General features: G+C 29.0%; 21 protein-coding genes and 1 pseudogene. All 22 read left to right on the top strand.

Annotated elements, in window-relative coordinates:
• Positions 1–15 precede the first annotated feature (15 nt).
• The 22 genes and pseudogenes from CAMP18497_RS02130 (at position 16) to cysC (ending at position 22,813) form a co-directional block, all read left to right on the top strand.
• Entirely contained in the window at positions 16–594 is a 579-nt protein-coding gene (locus CAMP18497_RS02130; protein ID WP_257941838.1) for an acyltransferase, read from the top strand.
• Positions 594–1,598, top strand: coding sequence for an N-acetylneuraminate synthase (gene neuB, locus CAMP18497_RS02125; protein ID WP_257941837.1), 1,005 nt, complete (start codon positions 594–596; stop codon positions 1,596–1,598). Before CAMP18497_RS02130 ends, neuB begins: the two co-directional genes overlap by 1 nt.
• On the top strand, positions 1,595–2,512 hold the full coding sequence (locus CAMP18497_RS02120; RefSeq protein WP_257941836.1) for an ATP-grasp domain-containing protein: 918 nt from the start codon (positions 1,595–1,597) through the stop codon (positions 2,510–2,512). The genes neuB and CAMP18497_RS02120 overlap by 4 nt, the downstream gene beginning before the upstream one ends.
• Positions 2,496–3,155 carry an HAD family hydrolase gene (locus CAMP18497_RS02115; protein ID WP_337212321.1) on the top strand — a complete coding sequence of 220 codons (660 nt, stop codon included), beginning with the start codon at positions 2,496–2,498 and terminating at the stop codon, positions 3,153–3,155. Before CAMP18497_RS02120 ends, CAMP18497_RS02115 begins: the two co-directional genes overlap by 17 nt.
• Positions 3,146–4,321, top strand: coding sequence for a UDP-N-acetylglucosamine 2-epimerase (gene neuC / locus CAMP18497_RS02110; protein WP_337212320.1), 1,176 nt, complete (start codon positions 3,146–3,148; stop codon positions 4,319–4,321). The genes CAMP18497_RS02115 and neuC overlap by 10 nt, the downstream gene beginning before the upstream one ends.
• A complete protein-coding gene (locus CAMP18497_RS02105) occupies positions 4,299–5,000 on the top strand; it encodes a PIG-L deacetylase family protein (protein WP_337212319.1) in 702 nt (233 codons plus the stop codon). Before neuC ends, CAMP18497_RS02105 begins: the two co-directional genes overlap by 23 nt.
• Positions 5,000–6,568 (top strand): hypothetical protein, encoded by a 1,569-nt coding sequence (locus CAMP18497_RS02100; RefSeq protein WP_337212318.1) that lies wholly within the window; start codon positions 5,000–5,002, stop codon positions 6,566–6,568. Before CAMP18497_RS02105 ends, CAMP18497_RS02100 begins: the two co-directional genes overlap by 1 nt.
• A gap of 4 nt (positions 6,569–6,572) precedes the next feature.
• The gene (locus CAMP18497_RS02095; RefSeq protein ID WP_337212317.1) at positions 6,573–7,601 is read left to right on the top strand and encodes a nucleotidyltransferase family protein; all 1,029 of its coding nucleotides are present in this window, start codon (positions 6,573–6,575) and stop codon (positions 7,599–7,601) included.
• A 2-nt stretch (positions 7,602–7,603) separates the two neighbouring features.
• Positions 7,604–8,278 (top strand): annotated as a pseudogene (locus tag CAMP18497_RS08305) (Gfo/Idh/MocA family protein); the annotation flags it as partial.
• A gap of 231 nt (positions 8,279–8,509) precedes the next feature.
• Positions 8,510–9,220: an acylneuraminate cytidylyltransferase family protein gene (locus CAMP18497_RS08300; RefSeq protein WP_442867761.1), complete on the top strand. Its 711-nt coding sequence runs from the start codon at positions 8,510–8,512 to the stop codon at positions 9,218–9,220.
• Positions 9,221–9,231: 11 nt separating this feature from the next.
• Complete coding sequence (locus CAMP18497_RS02085) at positions 9,232–9,732, top strand: hypothetical protein (protein WP_337212315.1); 501 nt, start codon at positions 9,232–9,234, stop codon at positions 9,730–9,732.
• A complete protein-coding gene (locus CAMP18497_RS08295; RefSeq protein WP_404842872.1) occupies positions 9,725–9,904 on the top strand; it encodes a hypothetical protein in 180 nt (59 codons plus the stop codon). Before CAMP18497_RS02085 ends, CAMP18497_RS08295 begins: the two co-directional genes overlap by 8 nt.
• Before the next feature lie 9 nt (positions 9,905–9,913).
• Positions 9,914–10,687, top strand: coding sequence for an oxidoreductase (locus CAMP18497_RS02080; RefSeq protein WP_257941828.1), 774 nt, complete (start codon positions 9,914–9,916; stop codon positions 10,685–10,687).
• Positions 10,687–12,372, top strand: coding sequence for a glycosyltransferase family 2 protein (locus tag CAMP18497_RS02075; RefSeq protein ID WP_337212314.1), 1,686 nt, complete (start codon positions 10,687–10,689; stop codon positions 12,370–12,372). The genes CAMP18497_RS02080 and CAMP18497_RS02075 overlap by 1 nt, the downstream gene beginning before the upstream one ends.
• Complete coding sequence (gene rfbF, locus CAMP18497_RS02070; RefSeq protein ID WP_337212313.1) at positions 12,369–13,166, top strand: glucose-1-phosphate cytidylyltransferase; 798 nt, start codon at positions 12,369–12,371, stop codon at positions 13,164–13,166. Before CAMP18497_RS02075 ends, rfbF begins: the two co-directional genes overlap by 4 nt.
• A gap of 16 nt (positions 13,167–13,182) precedes the next feature.
• Positions 13,183–14,511 carry a lipopolysaccharide biosynthesis protein RfbH gene (gene rfbH, locus CAMP18497_RS02065; RefSeq protein WP_263693601.1) on the top strand — a complete coding sequence of 443 codons (1,329 nt, stop codon included), beginning with the start codon at positions 13,183–13,185 and terminating at the stop codon, positions 14,509–14,511.
• Between the two features lie 13 nt (positions 14,512–14,524).
• The gene (locus tag CAMP18497_RS02060) at positions 14,525–15,643 is read left to right on the top strand and encodes an NAD-dependent epimerase/dehydratase family protein (protein ID WP_263693599.1); all 1,119 of its coding nucleotides are present in this window, start codon (positions 14,525–14,527) and stop codon (positions 15,641–15,643) included.
• Positions 15,640–16,902, top strand: coding sequence for a UDP-glucose dehydrogenase family protein (locus CAMP18497_RS02055; protein ID WP_337212312.1), 1,263 nt, complete (start codon positions 15,640–15,642; stop codon positions 16,900–16,902). Before CAMP18497_RS02060 ends, CAMP18497_RS02055 begins: the two co-directional genes overlap by 4 nt.
• On the top strand, positions 16,903–17,799 hold the full coding sequence (locus tag CAMP18497_RS02050; protein WP_337212311.1) for an NAD-dependent epimerase/dehydratase family protein: 897 nt from the start codon (positions 16,903–16,905) through the stop codon (positions 17,797–17,799).
• A gap of 393 nt (positions 17,800–18,192) precedes the next feature.
• The gene (gene cysD, locus CAMP18497_RS02045) at positions 18,193–19,086 is read left to right on the top strand and encodes a sulfate adenylyltransferase subunit CysD (RefSeq protein ID WP_337212310.1); all 894 of its coding nucleotides are present in this window, start codon (positions 18,193–18,195) and stop codon (positions 19,084–19,086) included.
• Positions 19,086–22,223, top strand: a complete 3,138-nt coding sequence (gene cysN, locus CAMP18497_RS02040) for a sulfate adenylyltransferase subunit CysN (RefSeq protein WP_337212309.1) — start codon at positions 19,086–19,088, stop codon at positions 22,221–22,223. The genes cysD and cysN overlap by 1 nt, the downstream gene beginning before the upstream one ends.
• Before the next feature lie 8 nt (positions 22,224–22,231).
• Positions 22,232–22,813, top strand: a complete 582-nt coding sequence (gene cysC / locus CAMP18497_RS02035) for an adenylyl-sulfate kinase (protein ID WP_337212308.1) — start codon at positions 22,232–22,234, stop codon at positions 22,811–22,813.
• Positions 22,814–22,824 lie beyond the last annotated feature (11 nt).

Here is a 22,824-nt window from a genome sequence, read left to right as displayed (position 1 = left end):
AAATAAGAGGATAAAATGAATCAAATTGGTTTTTATACAAGACAGGAATTGCTCGAATTAGGTTTCAAAAAAATAGGAGAAAATGTATTAATTAGTAAAAAAACTAGTTTATACAATATAGCTTGTATTGAAATTTTAGATAATGTAAGAATAGATGATTTTGTTATTCTGATAGGGCCGATTAATATTAAATCTTATGTACACATTGGAGCGGGATCAATTTTAACAGGTGGTATTGATGGAATTACAGTGGAAAATTTTGTAGGAATTTCAAGTGGTTGTAAAATTTTTAGTGTAACAGATGATTATACCGGAATGTTTATGAGTAATCCTATGGTACCAAATGAATATAAAAATGTATTGAGTCGGAAAATTATTATAGAGAAACATTGTTTAATAGGTTCAAATAGTGTTGTACTTCCAAATAGTGGAGGGCTAGCAGAAGGTGTGAGTGTAGGAGCTTTAAGTTTGGTAATGCGTAAAACAAAACCCTATGGAATATATTTTGGAGCACCTGCTAAAAGAATTGCTGAGCGAAACAAAAATGTTTTAGAACTAGAAAAAAAATTAATTTTCAATATTAAGGAAAAATAATGATAAAAACATTAATTATAGCTGAAGCGGGTGTTAATCATAATGGGGATATGAATTTAGCGAAGAAACTTATAGAAGTAGCTAGTGAAGCTGGGGCTGATTATGTTAAATTTCAAACTTTTAAAACAGAGCTTTGTATAAGTAAAAATGCACAAAAGGCAGAATATCAACTTAAAACAACTTCTCACGAAGAAAGTCAGTTTGACATGATTAAAAAATTGGAGCTTTCTAAGCAAGATCATGAAGTTTTGATAGAACATTGTAAAAAATGTAATATTAAATTTCTTTCTACTGCTTTTGATTTAAAAAGTATTGATTTGCTCGTTGAGCTTGGTGTTGAAATTTTTAAAATACCAAGTGGTGAAATAACCAATTTACCTTACTTAAAAAAAATTGCGAAATTGAATAAAAATATAATATTATCAACCGGAATGACAAGTTTAGGTGAAATTGAAATGGCTTTGGATGTTTTGATAGATAATGGTACTCAAAGAAATAAAATCACTATTTTACATTGTAACAGCGAGTATCCTACGCCTTTTAAAGATGTGAATCTTAAGGCTATGCAAACTATTAAGGAGGCGTTTAAATTGCCCGTGGGATATTCAGATCATACTCTAGGTGTGACTATACCTATAGCAGCAGTAGCAATGGGAGCTTGTGTAATAGAGAAGCATTTTACGCTTGATAAAAATATGCAAGGACCTGATCATTTAGCTTCTTTAAATCCTGATGAATTGAAAACTATGGTTCAATCTATAAGAGAATTGGAACAGGCTTTAGGCAATGGCATTAAAAAGCCAAGTGAAAGTGAAACTAAAAATATCAACATAGGAAGAAAATCGTTGGTTGCGGCAAGTCCTATAAAAAAAGGTGATTTCTTCACAGAAAAAAATTTAGGTGTTAAAAGACCTGGTAATGGAATTTCACCGATGGAGTGGGATAATATTATTGGTAAAGTTGCAGAAAAAAATTTTGATATAGATGAGTTGATTGTATTATGATGGAAAAGAAATACAGAATTTTAACAGAAGCAAGTGGAAGTTTGACAAGTTTATATATTATAAATGCTATAAAAGAAATTGGTTGTATAGCGTGTGCAAGCGATATTGATTCGTTTAATGCAGCGTATAATATCGCAGATGAATTTATTACAATGCCGTCTACTAAAGATGCTAAATTATGGGAAAAAACAAAAAAATTGTTAGTACAGTCTAAAATCGACATAGTTATTCCAACTTTGGACGATAGTTTATTGGGGTGGAGTTGTCTTAAGGAAGAATTTAAAAATATGGGTATTAATGTTATTGTTTCTCCAAAAGAAACTATTGAGATTTTTACTGATAAATGGGAGACATATTTATTTTTTAAAAAAATATCTATTCCGACTCCAAAAACTGAGATTTATAAAAATTTAGGAGTAATTAAACCTAGAAATGGAAGAGGTGGAGCAGGTATAGAATTTCATTCTAGGAATTACCAAGTCAATAATGAATGGAGTTGTATTACTCAGGAAAAAATTGTTGGACAAGAATATACAGTGGATTGTTTTTTTGATCAAAATGGCGACCCAATTTATATTATACCAAGAAAAAGGATTGATGTTAGAGAGGGTAAATCGATTAAAAGTTCAGTTGCTTATCATCGTGTGATTGAAAGTTTTATTAAAAAAATTGCCAAAGAGATATATTTTATTGGACCTATAAATTTTCAGGTATTTGAAACAGAAAAAGGTGAAATTTATTTTATAGAAGTAAATCCAAGACTAGGTGGTGGTAGCTCATTGGCATTTCATGCTAGTGAAAATTGGATAAAGTTAATTGTTGAGCATTTTGTTGAAAATAAAAGAATTATCCCTAAAGTGGTTGATTTTGATTTAAAAATGACTAGAGCCTATTTAGATGTTTTTTTTAAATAAAAATATCAGAGCTGTTATTTTCGATTTAGATAATACTTTGTATAACGAAAATATGTATATAGCAGAAGTTTTGCATATTTTTAGTAAAAAATATGGTTTAGACTTTAATAAGAATGATTTTATTGATAATGAAAATTTAAGAGAAAAATCAAATGATATTTTTTCGTTTTGGTTGCATAATATAAATTTTTATTCAAAACAAAAACAAGAGGAACTCTTCGCGTTATATCAGAATATATCATTTAATATGCCACTTTATGAAGATGCTAGGGAATTGTTAGTTTTTTTGAAGCGTCAAAGGGTAAAAATAGCTATTTTAACAAATGGTGTAGTAAGTGTTCAAGAAAATAAAATAAAATGCATAAAAGAACTAAAAAAGTACAAACCTAGGATATTTTATGCTAGAAGTCTTGGAAAAGATTATGAGAAACCTCATGAGAAATCTTTTAAAATGGTTTTGGATAGTTTAAATGAAGACATAGAAAATGTTATTTTTATTGGAGATAATTTATTGACAGATATAGTTGGAGCGGAAAGAGTCGGGATAAAAGCTATTTGGGTGAATAAGAATGATAGTAAAAATATTGCAAACGTGGAATTTGCTGTAACAAATTTAAGAGAGGTTTTGGTGAAATGTTGGTAAAGAAAAAAATTCTAGCAGTAACTGGTATAAGAAGCGAGTATGATTATTTACACCCTATTCTTAAAAAATTTCAAAATGCGGAATTTGATGTTTTAGTGGTTATATGTGGTGCACATTTAAGTAGTCTTCATGGAGAAACTTATAAAATAATCGAGAATGATGGTTTTGAAATAGCTGATAAAATTGATTGCTTGTTGAATACAGATCGAATTGTGCAAAGAAGTAAAGGAGTTGGATTTCTTATATCTAGCTTATCTCAGACGGTTGAAAGGGTAAAGCCTGATTTTTTACTTGTTGTAGGCGATAGAGAGGAAAGTATAGCAACATGTATTGTGGGAAATTATATGAATGTGTTGACTATACACTATGGAGGAGGCGATCCTGTTTATGGAAATGCAGATGATCCTATAAGGCTTGCTTGTTCAAAGTTGGCTCATATTCACTGTGTAACTACAGAGCAATATGCAAATAATTTGTTAAATATTAGCGAAGATAAATGGAGAATACTAAATAGTGGAAGTACTTCATATGCTAATATTGCTAGTATTCCATTAAAAGATAAAGATGTGTTGTCTGAATATTTAAAATTAGATATACAGAATAAAGGGTATTTTGTGTTTTTAAAACACCCATTAAGCTCTGAAATGCATGACTCGTATAAGCAAATGTATTTTGCACTAGAAACTGCTGCTAAGTTTGCAGAGGATAATGATTTATATATAATTGGTATTTATCCTAATTCAGATCCTGGGAGTGTTGAAATTCTTAGAGCAATTGAGGAGTTAGAAGGAAAATATTCATGTATTCGATTTTATAAAACTATTCCACGTGATATTTTCGTAAATATAATTCGTAACGCACTATGTCTGGTAGGAAATTCAAGTATGGGTATTTTAGAGGCTCCTTACTATAAATTACCTGTTGTAAATATAGGTAATAGACAGAAAGGAAGGCTAAATGCAGGAAATGTGATTTTTGTAGATTACAACCGAGATGATATTGTAAATGCTATAAAAAAATCATGTTATAATGATAAGTATAGAAGCACAATAAAAGATTTGGTCAATCCTTATGGAGATGAGACTTCTGTTGATAAAATTTATGATTTTATCAACAGTATTGATTTGCATGATAGGAAATGGTATGTTAAAAGCAACTTATGCTAGAGATGTTGTTGTTATTGCAGTTCATCCAGATGATGAAACTTTGGGAGTGGGAGGAACATTGTTAAAGCACAAGCTACATGGTGATAGAGTACATTGTGTCTTTTGTACAGATATATATGAAAGTGAAGGTTACACAAGAGAGCAGGTGCTAAAAAGAGAAGAAGAAATCATGCAGGTTTGTAAAATGTATGATTTTGATAGTTGCTATCGATTAGGTTTAAAAACAACAAAAATCGATGAGTATTCTAAAAATTATTTGGTAAAAAAATTTTCTGAGATTTTTACAAATATTCAACCTCATATTATTTATTTGCCATTTGCTTACGATGTGCATAGCGATCATCGTATAATTTTTGAAGCAGCTTACTCTTGTACTAAGTCTTTTCGATATCCTAGTATAGAAAAAGTATTAATGATGGAAACAGTTAGCGAGACGGAATTTGCACCTGCTTTTTCAAGTCAAAGTTTTGCTCCAAATGTTTTTGTTGATATTACAGAATTTATTAATAAAAAATGTGATATCATGAAAATATACAAAAGTGAGTTAAAACCATTGCCTTTTCCAAGAAGCATTGAAAATTTAAAAGCCTTAGCATTATACCGAGGTTGTTCTTTGGGTGGAAAAGATAAACTAGTGTATGCTGAAGCATTTATGCTTTTAAAAGAAAGAGTTTTATAATGTTAGAAAAGATTATTAATTTTAAATTAAAAGGTTTCTTAAAGAAAAGAGCTAGATGGATTGTAAAATTTTTAAATTCGAAGTTTGACATTAATACTTCGCAAAAAAATCAGTTGGTATCTTTACACATATTATGGCAACGTATATATAATTTTGAAAAAATGTATCCTGTGAATTGTTTAAAAATTCAAAATACTTACATCTATCCTTTTTTGAGAAATTATTTGTGGATTAGAATGACTATGCTTAGTAATAAAGGAATCGATGTAGATTCTCCATATATTTTGCAAGGCGGAGGGGAAAGTAAAATTCCTTATAGAATACGTCAGACAATAAAAGAGAGATTAAATGCTGTTGAGATTGAAGAACTGCAAGAGAATAAAGTTGATATTCTTTTCTTTACACATATTTCAAGTGGCGAAAACTTAACAGTAGGTGGTAAAATTTACCAAAGACTTACAGATCCTTTTGTTGAAGAGTTTTCAAAGACTGTAACTGTAAAAAAGATAGGAATTGTTAAGTCTTCAGATATAGATTTAACGCCAGATGATTTTCATCATCCTTATATACCTTTAATATATCCTTATATTTTCAAAAGAGGTTATGCGGAAGAATTACCATTTAGCTGGGATTTTTTAGATGTTCTAAAAAAAACTACTGGATTAAAATTCACAAAAGACTCTTTGAAAATATTTTTTGATTGGGAATTTTTTATCAAGGATTGGTATAAAGAGTTATTATTAAAATTGAAGCCAAAATTGGTTGTTTGTCATCATTTGCAGTGGAACGCTCCTTTGTTTGTTGCAGCTCAAGAACTTGGTATTAAAACAGCTGATATACAAGATGGTGAATTGATTGGCGGAGTAAACCCAACTTATAACGGATGGTATAAAATTATGCCAAGAGAGGGCTATGAGAGCCTGCCTAATTATTTTTTTATGAGAAGCGAGAAAGATTGTCGGCATATTGAAAAGGAGTTTACGGGCTTAAAGCACAAAGCCGTTTTATTAGGTAATCCTTATTTGTACATACAAAAAAGATTTATTTCTGGTTTTATTAAAAATAAATATAACAACATGTTTAAAAAATATAATAAAATTGTTGTATTTTTGCTAGCAATGGATCTTCCTGATATATTTAAAGACATAGTTGCTAATTCAAATGAAGATGTATTGTTTATCTTAAGACATCATCCAAATCCAGTAAAGAAATTTTCTACTAATGATTTTTTTGGTATTCCACATAATAATTTATTAATTGGTGATGATTTTGATAATTGTGTTATAGGGGAACTATTTAATGTTTGCAATTGTGCAATAAGTTCTGGTTCTGCTGCTTCAAAAGAATTTGTGCAATGGAAAGATAATGTTGCAAGTTTTATTTTTAACGAGAGTACAAGTAAACACTATCAGACAGAGATTGAAAATGGAAACTTGATTTTTATTAATGATTATAATGAATTTTATGAGCATTTAAAAAAAGAAACTCTATCCTTGCCTTTTGAAGAAACAAAAATTCATACACAAAAAGCAATTCGGCAGTTCATTATTGAGGAATTAAAAGGGTAAGATGATGAAATATATTTCTAAAAATATTACTATTAAAGAAGCATTAAAACTTTTAAGTAATTATACTTCTATAAGAATGCTTGTTGTTGGAGATAAAAATAAATGGGGTATTATAACAGATCCAGATATTAGAAAAGCTTTATTGAGCAATATGACATTAGAAGATAAAATTGAAAAAATTGTAAATTATAATCCAATTACTGCTCATTGCAATGATAATATAGAAAAAATAATCCAACTATGTACTAAACACAACATTTATCAAATTCCCATCGTTGATGATAGTGGTTGTATTATTAGGGTTGAAAATATCTTGGAGAATAAAATTATAAATAAAAACAATAAAATAATTATTATGGCCGGAGGTTTAGGAACTAGACTTAGACCATTAACAGAAGATATTCCAAAACCTATGTTAAAGGTTGGCGATAAACCTATACTAGAAATAATCATTGAAAAATTTAAAAAACAAGGTTTTTTTCACTTTATTTTATGTGTTAATTATAAGGCTCAGACAATTGAAGAGTATTTTAAAGATGGCTCTGATTTTGGTGTTTCTATTGAGTATATTCATGAACAAAAAAGAATGGGAACAGCGGGTGCACTAAGTTTGATTAAAGATATTGGTGATGAGCCTTTTTTTGTTATAAATGGAGATGTGATTGTAAACGTAGATTTTAACGCTATGGTTAAATATCATATAGAAAAAAAATCATTAGCAACTATGGGTGTTAGGGAGCATTTCATTCAAAATCCCTATGGGGTTATAGAGTGTAATGATGAAAATCAAATTGTTAATATTAAAGAAAAACCTAAACAGTATTTTTTGGTTAATTCTGGAGTTTATGTATTAGATCCTCAAATTTTACATAATATACCAAAAAACGAATTTTATGATATGCCAAGTTTGTTTGAAGATATAGTTGATTATACAAAAAAATACTGTTATCTTATAGAAGATTATTGGATTGATATAGGAAGACATGAAGAGTATCAAAAAGCAAATAGCGATATATCTTATTTAGGTATATAATAATGAAAGTTTTGATTGTGGGCTATGGTTCTATTGGGCAAAGGCATGCATTTGTTTTGAGAACTTTTTTTAATTACGAAATTCATACTATAAGTTCAAAAAATAATCTCGAATATACAACTTATGAATCTATAAACGTAGTTAAAGATATAAATTCATATGATTATTTTGTTATTGCAACTCCAACTTCGATACATCTTGATAATATAATACTTTTAGATAAGCTAGTTTCAAATAAAATAATTTTAGTGGAAAAGCCGTTATTCCATATGAGTGTTAATTTTAGCAGTAAAAATTATAATGAATTTTATGTAGCTTATGTTTTAAGATATCATCCATTAATTTTGCAATTAAAAAATATAATAGATAAAGAAAAACCATATTTTGTTCAAATTGTTTGTGAATCATATTTGCCAAATTGGAGACCTGATATTGATTATAGAAAAAATTATAGTGCTATTAAAGAGTTAGGAGGAGGTGTATTATTTGATTTAAGTCATGAGGTTGATTATGCTGAATGGTTATTTGGTAAATTTAAAAAAATTATAGGAATAAATAAAAAAATTTCTGAACTCGAAATAACAAGTGATGATATAGGTAATTTTATTATAGAAACAGAAAATAATATTAATATTAATTTTTTGGTAAATTATTTTAGTAAAAAAATCAAAAGAGAAATTACTATATATACAAAAACTTCTAATTTTGTTTTAAACTTGGTTAAAAATACTTTAGAGGTTATAAATATTAATGGTGAGGTTGTAAAAGAAGTTGTTTCTTTAGAAAGAAATGATTTATTTAAAGCTATGCATGAGGATGTCTTAAAAAAAGATAAAAATAAAATTTTGCCAAATATTCAAGAATCGAAAAATACTATGAAAACACTTATGAGGATGAAAAATATGAATATGGAAAGAAATAATATCTGCATTATTGGATGTAGGGGTGGTAGTAAGGGAGTTAAAAATAAAAATATACGAGATATTGCTGGAAAACCTTTAATTGCATATACTATAGAACAAGCTTTAAAATCAAGGCTTTTTAAACATGTGGTATTGAGCACTGATTCTCAGGAAATAGCGGATATTGGTAAAAAATGGGGTGCTGAGGTATTTTTTTTAAGAGATCCTCATATGGCTTCAGATTCTGCTGGTAAATTGCAAGTTATCCAAGATGCTGTAAAAAAAAGTGAAGATTATTATCAAGAGCAATATGATATAGTTATTGACCTTGATGTTACGAGTCCCTTAAGAGAGGTTAGTGATATTATAAATGCTTATGAACAATTTATAAAAGATGATAATGATATTTTAATAAGTGCTTCACCATCAAGAAAAAATCCTTATTTTAATATGGTGGAAATAGAACAAAATGGAAATAAAAATACTGTAGTATTATCAAAAAAATTATCTAGCTCTGTATTGAGAAGACAAGATGCTCCTCAATGTTATGATATGAATGCAAGTATTTATATTTGGAAAAAAGAAATTTTATTAAATTCAAATACTTTATTTACTGATAATACAGGTCTTTACGTAATGCCAGAAGAAAAAAGTGTGGATATAGATACCGAATTAGACCTTAAATTTGTAGAATTTTTGTTGAAATATGATAAATAAGGATTTTTGTTATGACGGCAAGCAAATTGCTTAAATATATTTGCAAGCAACTCGAATTTTTTTATATAGATAATGATGAAAAATTAGATTTGAGTGATGTACTCTCAGCATTAGAAAAGGTGAATTTTTGCTTTAGTCATATATCGGCAAAATATTATAATGCAAATTTTAGTTTAAAAGATGTGCATCATACTTCTAAATATACTGTTTTTTTATATTATCTTTCGAATATTGTATTCAAAAAAAACAAATTAACTTTAGCATCGCAAATATATGCTCTAAATAAGATGTTACATAGTGTTGATATGTATTACGAAATTGAATTGCCTAGTGTTTTTATGTTAGAGCATCCAGTTGGAACTGTTTTAGGGAGAGCAAAATATCCTGATTATTTTTGTGTTTATCAAAATTGCACTGTAGGTGGAGTAAGGAAAAATAATAAGATATATTATCCAGAATTTGAAAATTCTATGGAACTGAAACAAATGGGGGGGGGGATGTATCTTGTATAGTAATGCAAAGGTAATTGGTGATTGTAAAATAGGGTCTAATGTTATATTTGCGGCAAATTCATTTGTTATTAATATGAATATTCCTTCAAATAGTATTGTTTTAGGTCAATATCCAAACATCATTATAAAACCGAATGATAGTTGCTATATATCACAATTGTTTAAATATTAGGATAAAGATATGTTAAAAGATAAAATTGTAGTTATTACAGGGGGTTCTGGTTTAATAGGTTCTTCATTTGTGGAAGCAGTGGTCCAAAATCAAGGCATTGCTGTTATAGCGGATATAAATTTAGATTTAGCTTATAACTTAAAAAGTCAACTAGAGAATAAATATCAAAATGTAAACATAGAGTGCATCTTGCTTGATATTACATCAAAAGATAGTATCCAAAAGTGTATTATATATCTTAACGATAAATATGGCAGAATAGATGCTTTAGTAAATAATGCATACCCAAGGACAAAAAATTGGGGAAAGAAGTCATTTTATGAAGTCGAATATGAAGATTTTTGTTTAAATATGAATATGCAAATGGGTGGATATTTGCTTTGTTCGCAACAGTTTTCTATATACTTTAAAAACCAAGGATTTGGCAATATTGTTTCAATTAGCAGTATTCAGGGTGTGTATGCTCCTAAATTTGATACATATTATGGTACAAGTATGACTAGTCCTATTGAGTATAGCATCGTTAAAGCAGGTGTAAATCACATGACTAGGTATTTAGCAAAATACTTTGCAAATTCTGGCATACGTGTTAATGCCATAGCACCTGGTGGAATTTTAGATAAACAACCAGAAAGCTTTTTAGAGCGTTATAGGGGGTATTGTACTAGTAAAGGTATGCTTGATGCTCAAGATTTAAATGGTGCTTTAGTATTTTTGCTTAGTGATAATAGCAAATTTATTAACGGACAAATTTTGGTGGTTGATGATGGATGGGGACTTTAATGCAAGATTATAGAGTAGTTTTTTATGATTTGTTTGAAAGAGAAGAGTATTTAAAATGTAAAGATATTCTTTTAAAAATCACAGACAATCAGTTGTTGAAAGATATAGTAAATTTGACTAAAAATTCTAAAAATCCAAATGTGTTAGAATTATTCTCCATAGCATTTAGTCGTATCTATACTTCAAAGTCTAATGGTAATGATGAATGTCTTGCTTATATAAATTATAATTTATATTTAGCAGAAAACTATTTAAATCTAAGTATAGATGAATGGATGTTGAATAATTTTGAGGTTATTATTCCAACTTATAACAGAAAAAAAGCACTCCTAGAGGCAATATGCCACATCAAAAATATTAACAAAAATATTCACATACGAGTTTCAGATAATGGCTCAACTGATGGTACTCGTGAGGAATTAAAAGTTATAGAAAAAAAATACCACAATCTGCATTTACATTTTAATGAAGAAAACCAAGGATTTGGAAAAAATGCTCTAAAATTAATTGAAAAAACAGATAAAAAATACATCCTTTGTATATCTGATGAGGATTTTATTTCAGGTTTCAATCTCATCAAAGCACTTAAATTCATGGAGGATAATAATGTTGATTGTCTAAGAGCACCTCATTTGTTAATAGAAGGTAAAAGAATGGGAATTTTTGGTACTAATACTTTAGAAACCAAAGAGTTACCCTTGTCGGTTATAACCTCAGGGTTTTTTAGTGGATTTATATATAAAACTGATATTTTGAAAAAAAATTTATTTCTTTTACAAAGAGACGATTCGACTTTAGTTTATCCACACTGTGCTTGGACTTTTCTCACTATGATCTTTGGAAGGTGTTTTTACTTTAGTGAGCCATTAACTATAGAAAAAAATTTGTGTCCAAGTTTTATTAATCCTCAATTTGAAAAAAAACTAGATTTAGGTTTGCCTTATAGACATCCTTTGGAAAGATGGAGAATTTTTGTTGCTTTTCTTTCTTTTATTAGAGAATTAAAGAACAAAGTAATAATGAATCATAATGAAAGGGAAAAAGCTGAAAAACTAGAACTGTTATTTCAAAAAAATTCTATTGTTTTATTATGGAATTTGGCAAGAAATGAATTTCCTTTGCTAGATAAAAAATATTCGGGGGGGGGGATAGGATTTGTATTTAGAGATCTTTCTTTATCGAAAATAGATATCCAACTAGAAAATCTTCAAAATAAAAACAAGCAATTTCAAAAACTCAATGCCGATCTTACTAGCGAAATAAAACAAAATAAATTAGAACTACAACAAATTCAATCTCAAATAGCATTCCAAATCAAATATGGCACAGCTAAAGCAAGAATTCAAAACCAACTTTCTTATAAACTTGGTCAAGCTATGGTAGTAAATTCTAAATCTATATTAGGCTACATAAGAATGCCTTTTGTATTATCTTATATAAAAGATAAACACAAACAAGAACAAAAAATCTATCAAGAAAAAATAAAAAAAGATCCTTCTTTAGCATTACCCACATTAGAATCTTACTCTGATTATAAAGAAGCCTTAAAAGAAAAAGAATGTTTAACTTACAAACTTGGTCAAGCTCTTATACAAGCTAACAAAACTTGGTATAAGGGAGGATATATTGGATTGCTATTTAAAATAAATAAACTAAAAAAAGATTTTAAGAAAGGTGCGAGATGAAAGTATTGATTTTAGCAGGTGGTCTTGGGACAAGACTTTCTGAAGAAACAGGTTTGAAACCAAAACCTATGGTAGAAATAGGTGGAAAGCCTATTTTGTGGCATATAATGAAAATTTATAGTTATTATGGATTTAATGATTTTGTTATTTTAACAGGATACAAAGGGCATGTTATAAAAGATTATTTTATAAACTATTATACACAGTACAGCGATATAACGGTGGATATGTCAGACAATTCTGTTCAAATTCATAACACTAGACATGAGCCATGGAAAGTGACTATGCTTTATACTGGACAAGATTCTATGACAGGTGGTAGGATCTTACATGCTAAAGACTATGTGGGTAATGAGACTTTTATGCTTACTTATGGTGATGGTGTTAGTGATGTAAATATAAAAGAATTGTTAAAATTTCATAAAAACCATGGTAAGGCCATTACAATGACTTCTATTCTTCCTGATGGAAAATTTGGTGCTTTGGATATTGATAATTCAACAAACCGTATAAAAAGTTTCACAGAAAAACCAAAAGGTGATGCTAGTTTAAATAATGCAGGATGGATAAACGGTGGTTTTTTTGTATGCGAACCTAAGGTGTTTGACTATATCAAAGAAGGCGATATGACAGTTTTTGAGCAAGCACCATTAAAAAATTTAGCTCAAGATGGTGAGCTTTATAGCTACCAACATCATGGTTTTTGGAAATGTATGGATACTTTAAAAGATAAAAACAATCTTACAAAAATGTGGATGGAAAATAAAGCTCCATGGGCTTTATGGAACAATTAAAAATAAAGGGGATTGAATGAATTTTGATGTATTAAAACAAGATATTTTAAATAAAGTTAAAGAGTATTATAAATTATATCATGCAAACAAACAAACTCAGTTTATAGAAGGAAAAACTAAAATAAATTATGCAGGGCGTGTTTTTGATGAAAAAGAAATGGAGAATTTAATCGATAGTTCATTAGACTTTTGGCTCACTGCTGGAAGATACTCTGAGCAGTTTGAAAAAAATCTTGCTAATTTTTTAGGAGTAAAATGGGCCTTTTTAGTTAATTCTGGTTCATCTGCAAATTTATTAGCCTTTTATACCTTAACTTCGCCATTACTAAAGGAAAGACAAATTAAAAGAGGCGATGAAGTTATAACTGTAGCTGCAGGATTTCCAACAACAATTGCTCCCGTTGTCCAATATGGAGCAGTTCCTGTTTTTGTTGATATGGAATTACAATTTGCTAATGTTGATGTAACTCAACTTGAAAAAGCTTTAAGTTCTAAAACCAAAGCGATTATGATCGCACATAGCTTGGGCAATCCTTTTAATATTAAAGCTATTAAAGAGTTTTGTGATAAAAATAATCTTTGGTTGATTGAGGATAATTGTGATGCATTAGGTTCTAAATATGATGATAAATATACTGGTACTTGGGGAGATATAGGTACAAGTTCATTTTACCCAGCTCATCATATAACCATGGGAGAGGGTGGAGCTGTTTATACTAACAATCCTTTGCTTAAAAAAATTATATTATCTATGAGGGATTGGGGAAGAGATTGTTGGTGTAAAGGAGGGAAAGATAACACTTGTGGTTGTCGCTTTACCCAACAGTTTGGAAGTTTACCAAAAGGGTATGATCACAAATATGTATATTCTCACTTTGGTTTTAACTTAAAGGCTACAGATATGCAAGCTGCGATAGGTTGTGCTCAGCTTGAAAAGCTTCCTGAATTTATAGAAAAAAGACAAAAAAATTATCAAAAATTATATAATGGATTAAAAAATCTTAGTGAACTTCATTTAGTAGAAACACAGCCAAATTCTCAACCAAGTTGGTTTGGTTTTATGATTACTCTAAAAGATGGTGTAAAATTTACTCGTAACGAATTTACTAGTTTCTTGGAAGAATGTAATATACAAACAAGAACATTATTTGCGGGTAATATTATAAGACATCCTGCTTTTGATTCTTTAGAAAAGGATAGGGATTATAGAGTAGTAGGAAATTTAGAGGTAACAGAAAAAATAATGAATGATAGTTTTTGGATCGGGGTTTACCCGGGTATGAGTGAAGAAATGATTGAATATATGATATGCAAAATTCAAGAATTTTGCGCAAAACAAAAGTAAGTTGGAGATTAATATGAAATCTTATAGTTGTTTGGAAAATCCAATAGTGATAGAGGATTTAGAATATATTTATAATTCTCTAACCAAAGTTGAAAAACAAAAATTTAACAACTCTACAATTTTATTTACAGGGTGTGCAGGTTTTTTAGGATTTTATTTTATTAATTTTTTTGTAAAATATTCAAAAGACTTAAATATAAAAAAAATTATTGCACTAGATAACTTTATGCTTAGAAAGCCAAAGTGGTTAGAACAATTATCGAATGATTATTCTGATATTTTAGAGCTTCATAAATTTGATATTATAAATGATAAAATCGATCTTTTAAAAGATGCTTATAGTGCTGATTTGATAATTCATGCTGCAAGTATTGCAAGTCCTATGTTTTACCGTACTTATCCTATAGAGACCCTAGATGCAAATATCTGGGGATTGCGCTCTTTGCTTGATTTTTATAAAAATAAAAATATTAAAGGATTTTTATTTTTTTCTAGTTCTGAAATTTATGGTGATCCTGATGTTAGTAAAATTCCAACCGATGAAGAGTATAGAGGTAATGTAGCTTGTATAGGTCCTAGAGCATGTTATGATGAATCTAAAAGATTTGGGGAGACAATGTGCTCTTTATTTGCACAAAAGTTCAACATGCCAATTAATATAGCAAGACCTTTTAACAACTATGGTCCAGGGATGAGTATAGGAGATAAAAGAGTACCTGCAGATTTTGCTAAAGCAGTTATAGAAGGTAAAAATATAGAAATTCTTAGTGATGGATCCCCAAAAAGAACTTTTTGCTACATTGCTGATGCTATTGCAGGATATTTAAAGGTTTTAGTGTATGGAAAATTTGATTATTTTAATATAGGCATTGATAAACCTGAAATTTCTGTAAAAGAGTTATCATATATATATGCTAAATATTCAAAAGAAATTTTTAATTTTGAACCTCAAGTTAACTTTGCTGTTTCAGAAGATAAAAATTATTTAAAAGATAATCCAAATCGTAGATGTCCAATTATTGATAAAGCTAGAAATAAATTACAATATAACCCTACTATTTTAGTTGAAGATGGCGTGAGAAGATTTTTAAAGTTTTTGAAATTTGAAAAAGAAAATGGGGAACTTTTATGAAGTCGTTAAAAGTAGCAGTTTTTGGATTAGGTTTTGTTGGTCTTACTACAGCAGTTGGATTTGCAAAAAAAGGCTTCGATGTTACCGGATATGAAATAGATAAAAATAAAGCTTTATTGCTTAACGATGGAAAAATACCATTTCATGAAGAAGGATTATCAGAAGCATTAAATGATGTTTTGGAAAAAAAACTGAAAATCACTAATGATGCAACAGAAGCTTTAAAAGAAGCTAAAATTATATTTTATTGTATTGGTACACCTATGAGTGAAGACGGAAGTGCTGATTTGAGTTTTTTATTAGATGCGCTTAAGACAACTGCGCAAAATTTAGATAAATGCCAAAAAGAGCCGATTTTGGTGATAAAATCCACAGTTCCACCTTCAAGCTGCAAAGAAGTTTTTATTCCACATTTGGAATCTTTGGGTCTTAATGTAGGACAAAAATGCCATTTGGTAAATAACCCTGAATTCTTAAGAGAAGGCTTTGCTTATAGTGATTTTATGAATCCTGATAGGGTGGTTATTGGTAGTCAGGATGCACAAATTTTTCATGAGTTAGAAGAGTTATATAAGCCTTTTAGTTCACCTGTATTTTTCACTTCTTTAAATACAGGTGAATTTATTAAATATCTTAGTAACACTACTTTAAGTCTAAATATAAGTTATGCTAATGAAATGAGCATGATTGCACAAAATATAGGCGATATAGATGTTATAAGTGCTTTTAAAATATTGCATAGTGATAAAAGATTTAGTGGAAATCCTAGTGGTATAACTAGTTATCTATATCCTGGAATGGGTTTTGGTGGATATTGTTTACCTAAGGATACTCTTGCTTTGTATAAAAAAAGCAAAGATAAAGGATATGAAGCAAAAATTTTAAATGATATTTTAAAAGTTAATGATGAAATTCTTGATTTTTATGCTTATAAAATACAAAAAGAAGTATCTAAAGATAAGAAAATTGCAATTTTAGGTCTAAGTTTTAAGCCAGGAAGTGATGATGTAAGGGATACTAAATCTGCTGCCTTGATCTCTAAACTTTTAAATTTAGGTTTTGAGAATATATATGCTTACGATCCTATAGCAAATGATGTGTTTGCTAAAACTTATGATTATAAATTGTATTATAAAAATAGTCTTGATGAGATCGTTTCTGAATGTGATGTTTTGGTTGTAGCCACAGCTTGGATGGAGTTCAAACCTTTGATTGAAAGACAAGACAAAATTATTTATAATTTAAGATGGGTAAAATAAGTGAAAATTTTAGTAACTGGTGCAACGGGTTTCATAGGGACTAATTTTATCTTACAAATGCATGATAGATATGAGATTATCGCATTAGTAAGAAAGAGTAGTAATATAGATAAAATCAAAGATTATTGCAAAATTTGCTATTATGAAGATTTTGCTATGCTGAAAGAAAATCTCCAAGAAGAACAAATAGATGGAGTTTTGCATCTTGCAACTTTATATTTAAAGCATCATAGACCCGAAGATTTAAAAGATTTAATTGATTCTAATATTTTATTTGGTGTTAAACTTTTGGAAATCTTATATTTGATTGGTTTTTCTGGCTGGTTTATAAATATCGGGACTTTTTGGCAATTTTATCAAAACTTGTCAAACAATCCCCTTAATTTATACGCAGCAACAAAAACAGCTTTTTTAAATATTGCAAATTATTATACTCAGATTGCTAAATATAAATTTGTAACTATTTTGTTAAATGATACATATGGACTAAATGATTGGCGTCCAAAAATTATTAATTTATGGAAAAAGTCATTAGAAACTAAAGAAGCTATTAGAATGAGTAATGGAGAACAAATTATTGATATGCTTTATATTGACGATATTATTAATGCTTTTGAAAAATGTATTAATAACTTTGAAAATAAAAAAAACACAAATAATGCAATTTATGCTTTACATTCAAAAGAAAGAATTACTTTAAAGCAGTTGTCAAATATCTTTGAAGAATGTGCTCAAGAAAAATTAAATATTATTTGGGGTGCATTACCTTATTCTAATAGAGAAAATTTTATACCTTTTGAGGGTGGAGAAAAGTTACCAAATTGGGAACAAAAAATAAGCCTTAGAGAAGGTTTTTTAAAGATCATTAATAAAACAAAGATGATCTTACCGTGCTAAAAAATGTATTATCTTATAAAATGTAAATATAAAGTATTTTTTGAAAATATGGTTAAAAAGATAGATATTGTATATTAAAAAGAAGTTGTAATTATAAATAATGAAAAAATAAACTACTTTTAGATGGAACTAAAATAAAGCATAAAAGTTAATTTCTATTTTACCTTTATGCTTTATTTGTTGATAATTAGAATTGTAAAATATGGAAAAGCATAAAAAATAGGTTTTTTAACTAAACGTGATTTTTAGCTTATATGTAGATTTGGAGAATGGAATATTTTGAGGCATTTAAGCTTTCTATTTGAAAAATATTATTTTAAGGAATAGGGTAATAATTAATTTATAATAAAATTTATATTATAATGTGTAAAAAATTTAATTGATAGTGTAAAAATGACCCATTTAGAATATTTAGAATCAGAGTCTATTCATATTATTCGTGAAGTGATAGCCGAGTTTGAAAAACCAGCTATGCTTTATAGTATAGGTAAAGATAGCTCGGTTATGCTTCATCTTTTACAAAAAGCATTTTATCCAAGCTTACCTCCGCTTCCTTTAGTGCATGTAGATACTACATGGAAATTTAAAGAGATGATAGAATTTAGAGACAAACATGCCAAAGAGCTTGGGATGGAGCTTATAGTTTATCAAAACCCTAAAATCAAAGAATTAAATCTTTCTCCATTTACACATGGCTCTTCTATGCACACAGATATTGCTAAAACACAAGGTTTAAAACAAATGCTTGATTTATATCAGTTTGATGCAGTATTTGGTGGTGCAAGAAGAGATGAAGAAAAATCGCGCGCAAAGGAAAGAATTTATTCTTTCCGTGATGAAAATCACTCATGGGATCCGAAAAATCAACGCCCAGAATTATGGGATATCTACAACGGTCGTCATAAAAAAGGCGAATCCATAAGAGTTTTCCCGCTGAGTAATTGGACTGAGCTTGATATATGGCAGTATATTTATAAAGAAAATATTCCTTTGCCAAGTCTTTATTTTGCTAAAAAACGACCGGTGGTAGAGTACATGGGAGCTAAAATTTTAGTTGATGATGAGCGCATGCCAAAAGAACTTGCTAAAAATGCTAAAGAAGAATTGGTTCGTTTTAGAACCCTAGGTTGCTACCCGCTAACAGGAGCTATAAACTCAAGCGCTAGCAATGTTTTAGAAATTATTGAAGAGCTTTTGCTTTCTAAAACAAGTGAAAGACAAGGTAGGCTTATAGACACTGATGAAGAAGCAAGTATGGAAAAAAAGAAAAAAGAAGGGTATTTTTAATGAAAACAAATGTAGAAAAATACCTAAAAGAACATGAAAATAAAGATCTTTGTAGATTTATCACTTGTGGTAGTGTAGATGATGGTAAATCTACCCTTATAGGTAGAATGCTTTATGATGCAAAAATGCTTTTTGAAGATCAAATTTTATCTTTAGAAAAAGATAGTAAAAAGCTTGGCAATGCAGGCGAAAAGCTTGATTTTGCGCTTTTAGTAGATGGTCTTGCAAGCGAGAGAGAGCAAGGTATAACCATAGATGTGGCATATAGATTTTTCACAAGTGAAAAAAGAAAATTCATCATAGCAGATACCCCAGGCCATGAGCAATACACTAGAAATATGGCAACAGGTGCTAGCACAGCTGATATTGCTATCATACTTATAGATGCTAGAAAAGGGGTTTTAACTCAAACTAAAAGGCATTCTTACATAGCGAGTTTACTTGGTATAAAACAATTTATTATTGCTGTTAATAAAATGGATTTGATTGATTATAAACAAGAAATTTTTAATACAATCTGCAAAAATTATCAAGAAATTCTACCATACTTAAAAAATCATGAGTGTATTAAAACCCATTTTGTTCCTATATGTGCATTAGATGGAGACAACATAGCTTCTAAAAGCATTAATATGCCTTGGTATGATGGGAAAACATTATCTGAGCTTTTAGATACTTTGCCTATTGCTACTAGTTTAAGTGATGAGTTTATCATGAGTGTGCAATATGTCAATCGCCCTCATTTAAATTTTAGAGGTTTTTGTGGAAATATTGCTAGTGGAAGTATAAATGTTAAAGACGAAGTTGTGATTTTACCTTCTTTAAAAACAAGTAAAGTAAAACAAATCATCACACCTAACATTAAAAACCTAAATGCACTTGGTAAGAATGAAAAAGTTCAAAGTGCTAAAAATGCTAGCTTTCCAAGTGCTATAACTTTAACTTTAGAAGATGAGATAGATATTTCAAGAGGTGATGTAATAGCTTCTAAAAATCATAGTATAGAAATTTCAAATTCTTTCAAAGCTATGGTAATATGGATGAGTGAAGTTGAGTTTAATTTAAATGAAAACTATCTTATCAAAATAGCAAATTTAACTACTAATGTAGTATTTGAAAAAATTGATTTTAAAAAAGACATTAATACTTTCAAAGAATTTCAAAGCGATGAATTAAAACTCAATGATATCACCAAATGCACCTTAAAGCTTAACAAAAAAACAGCCCTTAAAGCTTATAAGGATAATAAAACTCTAGGAAGCTTTATCATTATAGATAAATACTCTAATGAAACCTTAGCAGCGGGTATGGTAGAAGAAATTTTAGTAAGCGAAGAAAAGAGTAGAATTTACACTCAAGCAGAAATAGAACTTAATGCTTACATTAGAAAAAACTATCCTGAATGGGAATGTAAAAAAAATATGAAAATTATTGTTGCATTAAGTATTTTAATTTTGCTTATTTTGTTAATTAGCAATAAAATTAAACCTTTTATTTTATTTGGTAGTGTAGCTATGCTTTATTATCTTTTGGGGTATTTAAATTTAAATACTTGGCTTAGCTCTTATATGAGCGAATCTTTGATAGTGCTTATTTTGCTTTTACTGGTTTCATTAGCTATAGAAAAAAGCGTTGTGATAAGTTGGTGTTCTAAATTCATCATAGGTAAAAATTATCTTTTATCGCTTTTAAAACTTGGAGTTGTTACAGCTAGTATTTCAGCTTTTTTAAATAATACTGCAGTAGTGGCAAGTTTTATGAGTATTATAAAAAATAACAAATTTCAAGTTCCTTCTAAACTACTCATCCCACTTTCGTATTTTTCCATAGTTGGTGGAACGATGACTTTGATAGGTACTTCAACTAACTTGATAGTCAATTCTTTTGCAGTGCAAAATGGTTTGGAAAGTTTAAAGATTTTTGATTTTTTTGCAGTGGGTTTTTGTATAAGTATTGGTGTGCTTATAGTGCTTTTGATTTTTAACTTTTTACTACCTGAGTATAAAGAAAAAGAAAATGCCATTAATGAGTATTTGATCAATGCTAAAGTATTGAAAAATAGCTCATTAGCGGGGAAAACTATACAAGAAAATGGCTTAAGAAATTTAGAGTTTTTGTTTTTACTTGAAATTCAAAGAAAAGATGAGCTTATCGCCCCCGTTAGTCATAATGAGCTTATCAAAGAAGGGGACGAGTTAATTTTTAGTGGAGATATTACACATTTAGAGGTTTTAAAAAAAATTGATGGTTTGCAAATTGGTTCGCAAGATTTAAAACTAGAAACATTAAATTTGGTAGATGTTGTTATAAATTCTGAGTCAAATTTGATAGGAAAAAGTGCTAAGGAAGTAAACTTTAGAGCTAAATTTGATGCAGGAATTGTGGCTCTAAAAAGAGGCTCAAAAAATATTTCAAAAATTGGCCAAAGTTTATTACAAGCTGGAGATAGGCTTATTTTAAGTGTGGGTAAAGACTTTCACTCAAGAGATAATATCAATAAAAACTTTTATATTATCTCAAATATCATGCAAAATCAAAAGTTAAGCAATAGCCAAAGTTTTATAGTGATTTTTGCATTTTTAGCTATTATTGCTTTATCTGCTTTGGAATTAGTGTCTTTGCTTAAAGCGTTACTAGTGTTTTTAGCTTGCTTATTTATATTTAAAATCATAAGTTTTGATGAAGTAAAAAGACGCTTTCCTTTGGAAATTTTTATCATAGTAGGATCTTCTTTAGCCATTACTAAAGTTTTAGTTGATAGTGGTTTAGCTAAAGATTTAGCTGAGTTTATTATAGGAACTTTTGGGATATATGGATTATATGGTAGTTTTATGGGAATTTATATTCTAACTTTGCTTTTAACTGAAATCATTACCAATAACGCTGCCGCAGCCTTGGCTTTTCCTATTGCTTATAGTACTGCTTTAGCGCTTGAAGTTAATCCAACTCCGTTTATATTAGCGGTTGCTTATGGAGCAAGTTGTGCTTTTTTAATGCCACATGGTTATCAAACTCACTTGATGGTAGGTTCAATTTGTGGGTATAAAACTACTGATTTTATAAAAATTGGATGGATAGTTTCTTTGACTTATTCAGTTATTGTTTTAACTATAACTCCGGTATTTTTTAGTTTTTAAGGAAAAAAATGAGTAAAAATTTAACTTGGCATACAAGTAGCATTACAAAAACTCAAAGAGCTAAACTTAAAAATCAAAAACCATGTGTGTTGTGGTTTAGTGGGCTTAGTGGTAGTGGTAAATCTACTTTGGCTAATGCGGTTGAAAAAAAACTTTTTAAGCAAGGTTTTCATACTTATCTTTTAGATGGGGATAATGTACGCCATGGACTTAATAAAGATTTGGGTTTTGACGAGGTTTCAAGAGTAGAAAACATAAGACGCATAGGAGAAGTATGCAAGCTTTTTGTAGATGCTGGCATGATAGTACTTTGCGCTTTTATATCGCCTTTTGAAAAAGATAGAAAGCTTATAAAAGATCTTTTAGATGAAGATGAATATATAGAAATATTTGTTGATACACCTTTGGAAGTTTGTGAAAAAAGAGATCCAAAAGGACTTTATAAAAAAGCAAGAAACGGAGAGATTGAAAATTTCACAGGTGTAGATAGTCCTTATGAAAAACCTAAAAACCCACATATACACATAACAAAAGAAGATCTTAATGAGAATGTGGATATGATTTTGAGATTTTATCTTAAAAACAATTAATTAAACTAAGA

This window comes from Campylobacter sp. W0066.1 (genome assembly GCF_024723635.1).
GTDB classification, from domain to species: domain Bacteria; phylum Campylobacterota; class Campylobacteria; order Campylobacterales; family Campylobacteraceae; genus Campylobacter_D; species Campylobacter_D lari_C.
The sequence above is the reverse complement of the archived record's forward strand: the minus strand, read 5'-3'. Positions and strand labels throughout refer to the sequence as shown.

Bases quoted from the DNA above. Each gene is read 5' to 3' on its own strand.
- CAMP18497_RS02130 (WP_257941838.1), top strand. From the start codon at position 16: ATGAATCAAATTGGTTTTTATACAAGACAGGAATTGCTCGAATTAGGT.
- neuB (WP_257941837.1), top strand. From the start codon at position 594: ATGATAAAAACATTAATTATAGCTGAAGCGGGTGTTAATCATAATGGG.
- CAMP18497_RS02120 (WP_257941836.1), top strand. From the start codon at position 1,595: ATGATGGAAAAGAAATACAGAATTTTAACAGAAGCAAGTGGAAGTTTG.
- CAMP18497_RS02115 (WP_337212321.1), top strand. From the start codon at position 2,496: ATGTTTTTTTTAAATAAAAATATCAGAGCTGTTATTTTCGATTTAGAT.
- neuC (WP_337212320.1), top strand. From the start codon at position 3,146: ATGTTGGTAAAGAAAAAAATTCTAGCAGTAACTGGTATAAGAAGCGAG.
- CAMP18497_RS02105 (WP_337212319.1), top strand. From the start codon at position 4,299: ATGTTAAAAGCAACTTATGCTAGAGATGTTGTTGTTATTGCAGTTCAT.
- CAMP18497_RS02100 (WP_337212318.1), top strand. From the start codon at position 5,000: ATGTTAGAAAAGATTATTAATTTTAAATTAAAAGGTTTCTTAAAGAAA.
- CAMP18497_RS02095 (WP_337212317.1), top strand. From the start codon at position 6,573: ATGAAATATATTTCTAAAAATATTACTATTAAAGAAGCATTAAAACTT.
- CAMP18497_RS08300 (WP_442867761.1), top strand. From the start codon at position 8,510: ATGGAAAGAAATAATATCTGCATTATTGGATGTAGGGGTGGTAGTAAG.
- CAMP18497_RS02085 (WP_337212315.1), top strand. From the start codon at position 9,232: ATGACGGCAAGCAAATTGCTTAAATATATTTGCAAGCAACTCGAATTT.
- CAMP18497_RS02080 (WP_257941828.1), top strand. From the start codon at position 9,914: ATGTTAAAAGATAAAATTGTAGTTATTACAGGGGGTTCTGGTTTAATA.
- CAMP18497_RS02075 (WP_337212314.1), top strand. From the start codon at position 10,687: ATGCAAGATTATAGAGTAGTTTTTTATGATTTGTTTGAAAGAGAAGAG.
- rfbF (WP_337212313.1), top strand. From the start codon at position 12,369: ATGAAAGTATTGATTTTAGCAGGTGGTCTTGGGACAAGACTTTCTGAA.
- rfbH (WP_263693601.1), top strand. From the start codon at position 13,183: ATGAATTTTGATGTATTAAAACAAGATATTTTAAATAAAGTTAAAGAG.
- CAMP18497_RS02060 (WP_263693599.1), top strand. From the start codon at position 14,525: ATGAAATCTTATAGTTGTTTGGAAAATCCAATAGTGATAGAGGATTTA.
- CAMP18497_RS02055 (WP_337212312.1), top strand. From the start codon at position 15,640: ATGAAGTCGTTAAAAGTAGCAGTTTTTGGATTAGGTTTTGTTGGTCTT.
- cysD (WP_337212310.1), top strand. From the start codon at position 18,193: ATGACCCATTTAGAATATTTAGAATCAGAGTCTATTCATATTATTCGT.
- cysN (WP_337212309.1), top strand. From the start codon at position 19,086: ATGAAAACAAATGTAGAAAAATACCTAAAAGAACATGAAAATAAAGAT.
- cysC (WP_337212308.1), top strand. From the start codon at position 22,232: ATGAGTAAAAATTTAACTTGGCATACAAGTAGCATTACAAAAACTCAA.